This is a genomic window from Roseiarcus sp. (assembly GCF_052145395.1).
Lineage (GTDB): Bacteria > Pseudomonadota > Alphaproteobacteria > Rhizobiales > Beijerinckiaceae > Roseiarcus.
Window position 1 is genome coordinate 1 of the sequence record NZ_JBKQOT010000544.1, and the last position, 6,512, is coordinate 6,512.

Genomic DNA, 6,512 nt, shown 5'->3' on the forward strand with positions numbered 1-6,512 from the left:
CTTATGCGCGAAAGCTGCTGCGCGACGCGGCGGCCTTTGCCCAGTCGCTCGGGCTGCCGCCCCACCCGGATTACGCGGCGGTGGGGCCCCTATTCGGCGACGTGGACGCGGACGCCTGCGACGTCCAGTTCCCGTTCGGTTACCAAGGCAGGCCGCTCTACGTTGTCGGGCCGACCGAGTCTCCGACGCAGATCAGGCGACAGATTGACCGCCTGCGCCGAAAGCTCGGCGACGACGGTTTTGATTTTGTCGCGCCTGTGGACGCGCTCGACGTCATCGAGGAGCCGGACGACGACGATGGGGAGATCGACGTCGGAGGCGCGTGATCCCGCCACCGCCGCTTCGGCTCAGTAGCGCGAGGCGACGTAGATGACGTCGGGTTCGCCTCGTGGCACGGGGACGCTGACCATCTCGACCTTGTCGAACGCGAGCCGCAACGCTTCCTCGAAGTTTTGCGCTTCCGCCGCGCTCCAGACGGTCAGAGTCCCGCCGGGCTTGAGGCGCTCGCTGAGCAGGGCGAGGCCCTCGTCCGAATAAAGCGCCCCGTTGGCGTCGGCGACCGTCCACGCCGGACCGTTGTCGACGTCGAGACAGATCGCGTCAAACGGTCCTTCGTTGCGCCTGAGCCAAACCGCCAGGTCTTCGTTGACGAGCTCGACCCTCGGGTCGGAAAGCGCGTCTCCCGAGCAGGACGCGAGAAAAGTCCGGTTCCACGCGATGATCTTCGGCTCGATCTCGACGACCGTCACGCACTCCGCCAGGTTCGAGCGTAGCGCCTCGGCGAGCGAGAAGCCGACCCCGAGTCCGCCGATCAGCAGACGCAGGCCGGCCCGCTTGTGACGCAGCGCGAGGCGCACGAGCAGCCGCTCGGACTCGCCGTTGCGCGTATCCATCAGGAACACGCCGTTGCTGATGACTTCGTAATGGTCGCCGACGGCCCGAAGCGCCAGCTCGCCGAGCCGTCCCGCCGCGCGCTCCATGATCGTCGCTGTCTCCATCATCGGCGTTCGGTTGCCGGCGCGCGTCACGCGAATGTGCTGAGCCGCCTGCGATGCTCGGCGACCGGGATCAGCCCGCGCACCCGCTCGACTTGCCCCATGTCGAGCCGGGCCGACACGATCCCGGCGCCGTCGGAGGCCTTGGCGACCACATGGCCCCACGGATCGGCGACCAGCGAATGCCCATAAGTGTGGCGTTGCTCGTTGCCGACGGTGAAGGAGCCAGTCTGGGCGCTGGCGCAGACGTAAGCTTCGGTCTCGATCGCCCGGGCGCGCAGCAAGACCTCCCAATGATCCTTGCCGGTCTGCAGCGTGAAGGCGGCCGGCAGGGCGATGATCTCAGCGCCTTTCTCGGCGAGCGCCTGGAAGAGGTCGGGGAAGCGCAGGTCGTAGCAGATCGAGCAGCCGATTGTGACGCCCTCGCAGTCGTAGGTGACGACGTGGTCGCCCGCCTTCACCGTCTGGCTCTCCTTGTAGGACGCGCCGTCGGGGGTGGTGACATCGAAGAGGTGGATCTTCCGGTAGCGGGCGATCTCCTCGCCCTCGCGGTTGAAGACGACGGAGGTGTTGTGGATGCGTTCCTCGCCCTCGATTCTTTCCATGATCGAGCCGGCGTGGACGAAGATGCGATGCTTGACCGCCTGGGCTCGCGCCATCGTGTACGCAGGTCCGCCGGGAAGGGTTTCGGCGTTGGCGAGCTTGTCGGCCTTCGAGCCGCCGGCCCAGTCGAAGAATTCCGGCAAGAGCACCCAATCCGGCCGCTCCTCGCTGACGGCGCGCTCGATCAGCGCCTCCGCGGCCGCGATGTTGGCGGCCTTGTCGCTGATCGAATTCATCTGGATGATCGAGACTTTCATGAGTGTCGTCGCTCCGGCCTGGGCGTCACTCTGTCCAGCGCCGGCCGGGGCGTCAACCTCGGACGAAGACGTGGCGGAGGTGGAGCTGCGCTCGCAGGCTCGGCGAAGCGCTCTCAATCGCGATGGGCTTGCCGGCAAAGGGTTGGTTCGGCAGCCGCGACAGCCAGTCGATGGCGTTCTTGAGCACGCCCGGGACGGAATGGTTGTATTCCGGCGTCACGAAAATGACGCCGTCCGCCGCGCGGATCGCCTCCGCCATCGCGGTGACGGCGGGCGGGAAGCCCTTTTCCTCCTGCAGGGCGTGATTGTAGAGGGGAAAGTCGCCCACCGACCCGAGCGGCGCGATCGTCACGTCGGCGGGCGCGAGCGCGGGCAGGGCGCGGGCGATCGCGGCGTTCAAGGAGCCCTTGCGCAGGCTCCCGACCAGGACGGCGAAGCGAAGCGGCTTGGTCTCGGCCATCGGCGTCCCCATTCGCGAATTCCGCCATGATCCGGGCCGTTCATGCCGTTCATGGCCGGAGTTTGGCCTTGCGCGCCGGCTTGCTAGGATCGGCGCGAATCGCCGTTGCCGGGAGGAAGCCCATGTTCACGCCGTCCGATCTGTTCTCCGTCCGTGGCCGCACCGCGCTCGTCACCGGCGGCGCGACCGGGCTCGGGCGCGTATGCGCCGAGGCGCTGCTGAGCGCCGGCGCGCGCGTGCTGATCGCCTCGCGCAAGGCCGACGCTTGCGAGGCCGCGGCCAGGGAGATGTCGGCGATCGGCCCCTGCGAAGGTTTCGGAGGGACGGTTGCGACCGAGGCGGGCGTCGCCCAGCTCGCCGCCGAGACGCGCCGGCGGACCGACGCGCTTCACATTCTGGTCAACAACGCCGGGATGACCTGGGGCGGGCCGTTCGAGACTTACCCGTGGAAGGCGTTCGATCGGATCATGAGCGTCAACGTCGCCGGCCTGTTCGCGCTCACGCGTGATCTCGCGCCGATGCTCATCGCCTCGGCGACGCCCGAGCAGCCCTCCAACGTCGTCAATTTCGGCTCGGTGATGGGGACGGTGACGCAGTCTGAGACCGCCTGGTCCTATGCGGCCTCCAAGGCCGCCGTGCATCACCTGACCCGCATCCTCGCCGCGGAGTTCGCCGGTCGGCAGGTGACCGTCAACGCCATCGCGCCGGGGCCGTTTCCGACCAACATGACGAAGTTCGCCCTCGGCGACGAGAAAGGCGCCGAGCGGGGCGCGAGCGCCGTGCCGATGCATCGGCTCGGCCGGGCGGAGGACATCGCCGGCGCCATTCTGTTCCTGACCGGGCGCGGGGGCGCCTACACGACCGGGGCGATCCTGCCGGTCGACGGCGGCATCAGCGTCGCGGCGCCGCCGGCGATGTTCGGAGACGATGAATGAGCTCATGGACCGAAGCCACGACGCTGACCCCTTCGGAGCTGCACCAGAACGTCGGCCAGACCTTCGTCTCCCACTGGTTCGTGGTCGATCAGGACCGCATCGACGCCTTCGCCAAGGTGACCGAGGACGAGCAGTTCATACATGTCGACCCGGATCAGGCGAGCGCTACGCCGTTCGGGGGAACGGTGGCGCACGGGTTCCTGACCCTGTCGCTTTTGTCGCCGATGGCCTACAGCGCGCTGCCCAAAGTGCAGGGCGCGGCGATGGGGATCAACTACGGCTTCGACCGGGTGCGGTTTCTCCATCCGGTCCGCTCAGGGACCCGGGTCCGCGCGCATTTCCTGCTGACCGCGGTGCTCAAGCGCTCGGAGCGCGAATGGCAGCTCGTTTATGACGTCAGCGTGGAGATCGAGGGCGTCCACAAGCCCGCGCTTGCGGCGACGTGGCTGACGATGCAGGTCACCTGAGCGCGCAACTATGCCCCCGCTGCGCGCCAGGTTCGAATCGCAGCGAGATCAAACGGCTCAGAGGTCCCGCGCGCGCCGCACGCTCACGGTTGGAACGGGCCTCTTTTGGACCTGGGCTTCAGAAGCCAGCCGATGCAGAGGAATCCGACCAGCGTCAGCATCCAGCTCGATGGTTCTGGAATGTTGGTACTCGCTGATTCTGGAATGTTGGTAATCGATGGTTCCAGAATGTTGGTAATTTTTATCGTTCCGCTCGCCGAAAAGTCTTCGCCGGCGTCGTCCAGCCCGGCGCTGAACGAGTCGCTCCCGGGGTTAGGGAAGATGCTGAAAGTGGCGTACACGGGGGTCGGAGGAGGGTACCCGCCGGCGAGACCACACTCCGATTGTGGAATCGGGCTGGGCAGTGTGAATCCGGTCGCGGGGGTAAACGTGTACGTATAACCGTCTAGAATCGTGAAATCGAAGTCCGAAAAGCCATCGGTTTCGGAGCCGGGAATCGCATGGCCGGACACATAGAGCGGGTCCCAAAAGCTGGCGGTCCCGTACGGGTCAACCGTGGTGAACGTATATTCCACGATGCTGGCATGCGCCTTCGACGTGCTCAAGTCGCAGAGAGGGCAAAAAAAACCGAGGAGAAGAAAGTTTCCGCTGATTGCCAAGGCCACAATGGGTCTCATAGCGGTATTCCTCAAAACGTCATAATAAATATGAGTTAATGATGGACTAAGATTACGGCAATAATCGAATTGGCTCCGCCAAATCCCGGCGTCGCGGCGCGATCAAATATTCGTGATCTTGCGGCCGGCCCGTCACGGAGCCTGTCTTAACAGAATGGCGACGAGCGGCCGCCTCACCAGAACCGCACCGCGTCTCCCGTGGACGGCATCGCAAGCTCGCCCTCCCACATCACCCGCCGGCCCCGCACGATCGTCCCGACCGGCCAGCCGGCGACGGTCTTGCCGTCGTAGGGCGTCCAGCCGCAGCGCGAGGCGATCCAGGAATCGCGGATGGTCTCGACCCGCTTGAGGTCCACGACCGTGAAATCGGCGTCGTAGCCCGCCGCGATCCGCCCCTTGCCGACGATGCGGAAGACGCGCGCCGGGCCCGCGCTGGTGAGGTCGACGAAGCGCTCGAGCGTCAGCCGCCCGGCGGCGACATGATCGAGCATGATCGGCACGAGCGTCTGCACGCCCGTCATGCCTGACGGGCTCTCCGGATAGGGCTTGGCCTTCTCTTCCAGCGTATGCGGCGCATGGTCGGACCCGAGGACGTCGACGACGCCCTGCCCAAGGCCGCGCCAGATCCCGTCGCGATGCTCGGGCCCTCGCACCGGCGGGTTCATCTGCAGCTTGGTCCCGAGGCGCGGATAATCTACCGCGCTGAGCGTCAGGTGGTGCGGCGTCGCCTCGGCGCTCGCGACGTCCTTCGCCAGCGCGAGGACCTCCATCTCCTCGCGCGTAGAAATGTGCAGCACATGGACCTGCGCACGCGCTTCGCGGGCGAGGCGGATCAGCCGCTCCGTGCAGCGCAGCGCCACGGTTTCGTCGCGCCACACCGGATGCGACGCAGGGTCGCCGGGAACGCGCAGGGGCTTCCGCTCGTTGAGGCGCGCCTCGTCCTCGCTGTGGAAGGCCGCGCGGCGGCGGATCGCCTTCAGGATCGCGAGCACGCCCGCGTCGTCGGCGACGAGGAGCTTGCCGGTGGACGAACCCATGAACACCTTGATGCCGGCGCCGCCGGGCAGGCGCTCGAGTTCGGCGAGGCTTCCGACATTGTCATGGGCGCCGCCGACCCAGAAGGCGAAGTCGCAGTGCATCCGCCCTCGGGCGCGCGCGACCTTGTCGGCGAGCGCCGCTTCGGTCGTCGTCGCGGGATCGGTGTTGGGCATCTCGAAAACGGCCGTGACGCCGCCGAGCACCGCCGCGCGCGAGCCGGTCTCGAGGTCCTCCTTGTGGACCGGGCCGGGCTCGCGGAAGTGCACCTGGCTGTCGATCACGCCGGGAAGGACGTGCAAACCCGTGCAGTCGATGCGTTCTCCGGCCGAAGCGGCGCTCAGATCCCCGATCCCGGCGATGCGGCCGTCGCGGACGCCGATGTCGCGGACGCCTGCTCCGTCTTGATTGACCACCGTTCCCTTCGACAGAACGAGATCGAACGTCTGCGGCATGGCCTCATCCTTGCGCGCCGGTCGCTTGCGCGAACATGAAGGCGGCCTAATTAACAAGGCCGGGCAATGCAAGCGGGATCGGAGTTCTACGGATGACGGACAAGGCCGCCCTTCTCGAGGACCGCGGGGTCGTGCGCGTGAGCGGCGACGACGCGGTGAGCTTCCTGCAGGGGCTCCTGACCAACGACGTCGAGAAGCTCGAACAAGGTGAGGCGTGCTACGCTGGACTGCTCACGCCGCAGGGAAAAATCCTGTTCGACATGCTTGTCGTCAGCGTTCCCGCGGACGAGGGCCGCGCCTTTCTCGTCGACTGCGCCGCCGCGCAGGCGCCCGATCTCGCCAGGCGCCTCGGCTTCTATAAACTGCGCGCCAAGGTCGCGATCGCCGACGAGAGCGCCGGTCTCGGCGTCGTCGCCTTCTGGGGCGAGGCGCCGGACGCCCCGAAGGGCGCCATTGTCTACGCCGACCCGCGCGATCCGCGCCTCGGCTGGCGGGCTATTCTGCGGCGCGCCGACGCGGCCGTGTTCGGGACCGCGCACGTCGCGACCTACGAGGCGCTGCGCATCGATGCGGCCGCGCCCAAGGGCGGCGTCGATTTCGCCTACGGCGACGCCTTTCCCCACGACGC

At 67.1% G+C, this 6,512-nt stretch carries 9 protein-coding genes; 4 read left to right on the forward strand and 5 right to left on the reverse strand.

The window, feature by feature from the left end:
- Nucleotides 1-326, forward strand: a 326-nt coding sequence (locus ACLP25_RS18725) for a hypothetical protein (RefSeq protein WP_442470676.1), incomplete at its 5' end; no start/stop codon positions are given.
- 21 nt (nucleotides 327-347) lie between these two features.
- On the opposite strand, the gene ACLP25_RS18730 is transcribed toward ACLP25_RS18725, so the two are convergent.
- Genes ACLP25_RS18730 through ACLP25_RS18740 form a run of 3 tightly spaced genes read right to left on the reverse strand, consistent with a single transcriptional unit; the run spans nucleotide 348 to nucleotide 2,315 of the window.
- Nucleotides 348-1,001, reverse strand: coding sequence for a spermidine synthase (locus ACLP25_RS18730; protein ID WP_442470677.1), 654 nt, complete (start codon nucleotides 999-1,001; stop codon nucleotides 348-350).
- Nucleotides 1,002-1,024: 23 nt separating this feature from the next.
- Nucleotides 1,025-1,855 carry a carbon-nitrogen hydrolase family protein gene (locus ACLP25_RS18735; RefSeq protein WP_442470678.1) on the reverse strand — a complete coding sequence of 277 codons (831 nt, stop codon included), beginning with the start codon at nucleotides 1,853-1,855 and terminating at the stop codon, nucleotides 1,025-1,027.
- A gap of 52 nt (nucleotides 1,856-1,907) precedes the next feature.
- A complete protein-coding gene (locus ACLP25_RS18740) occupies nucleotides 1,908-2,315 on the reverse strand; it encodes an NADPH-dependent FMN reductase (RefSeq protein ID WP_442470679.1) in 408 nt (135 codons plus the stop codon).
- A gap of 122 nt (nucleotides 2,316-2,437) precedes the next feature.
- On the opposite strand from ACLP25_RS18740, the gene ACLP25_RS18745 reads away from it, so the two are divergent.
- Together ACLP25_RS18745 and ACLP25_RS18750 are read left to right on the forward strand one after the other, a co-directional pair.
- The gene (locus tag ACLP25_RS18745; RefSeq protein ID WP_442470680.1) at nucleotides 2,438-3,250 is read left to right on the forward strand and encodes an SDR family oxidoreductase; all 813 of its coding nucleotides are present in this window, start codon (nucleotides 2,438-2,440) and stop codon (nucleotides 3,248-3,250) included.
- Nucleotides 3,247-3,717 carry a MaoC family dehydratase gene (locus ACLP25_RS18750; protein ID WP_442470681.1) on the forward strand — a complete coding sequence of 157 codons (471 nt, stop codon included), beginning with the start codon at nucleotides 3,247-3,249 and terminating at the stop codon, nucleotides 3,715-3,717. The genes ACLP25_RS18745 and ACLP25_RS18750 overlap by 4 nt, the downstream gene beginning before the upstream one ends.
- An 83-nt stretch (nucleotides 3,718-3,800) precedes the next feature.
- Here the strand turns inward: ACLP25_RS18750 and ACLP25_RS18755 are convergent, their stop codons facing one another.
- Nucleotides 3,801-4,394 (reverse strand): hypothetical protein, encoded by a 594-nt coding sequence (locus ACLP25_RS18755; protein ID WP_442470682.1) that lies wholly within the window; start codon nucleotides 4,392-4,394, stop codon nucleotides 3,801-3,803.
- A gap of 173 nt (nucleotides 4,395-4,567) precedes the next feature.
- Complete coding sequence (locus ACLP25_RS18760; protein WP_442470683.1) at nucleotides 4,568-5,884, reverse strand: dihydroorotase; 1,317 nt, start codon at nucleotides 5,882-5,884, stop codon at nucleotides 4,568-4,570.
- A 92-nt stretch (nucleotides 5,885-5,976) separates the two neighbouring features.
- Here ACLP25_RS18760 and ACLP25_RS18765 point away from each other — a divergent pair.
- A partial coding sequence (locus tag ACLP25_RS18765) for a YgfZ/GcvT domain-containing protein (protein WP_442470684.1) occupies nucleotides 5,977-6,512 on the forward strand: 536 nt, incomplete at its 3' end.

What these genes read in the sequence shown, in the direction of transcription:
- ACLP25_RS18730 (WP_442470677.1), bottom strand. Translation starts at nt 1,001, where the DNA reads ATGATGGAGACAGCGACGATCATGGAGCGCGCGGCGGGACGGCTCGGC.
- ACLP25_RS18735 (WP_442470678.1), bottom strand. Translation starts at nt 1,855, where the DNA reads ATGAAAGTCTCGATCATCCAGATGAATTCGATCAGCGACAAGGCCGCC.
- ACLP25_RS18740 (WP_442470679.1), bottom strand. Translation starts at nt 2,315, where the DNA reads ATGGCCGAGACCAAGCCGCTTCGCTTCGCCGTCCTGGTCGGGAGCCTG.
- ACLP25_RS18745 (WP_442470680.1), top strand. Translation starts at nt 2,438, where the DNA reads ATGTTCACGCCGTCCGATCTGTTCTCCGTCCGTGGCCGCACCGCGCTC.
- ACLP25_RS18750 (WP_442470681.1), top strand. Translation starts at nt 3,247, where the DNA reads ATGAGCTCATGGACCGAAGCCACGACGCTGACCCCTTCGGAGCTGCAC.
- ACLP25_RS18755 (WP_442470682.1), bottom strand. Translation starts at nt 4,394, where the DNA reads ATGAGACCCATTGTGGCCTTGGCAATCAGCGGAAACTTTCTTCTCCTC.
- ACLP25_RS18760 (WP_442470683.1), bottom strand. Translation starts at nt 5,884, where the DNA reads ATGCCGCAGACGTTCGATCTCGTTCTGTCGAAGGGAACGGTGGTCAAT.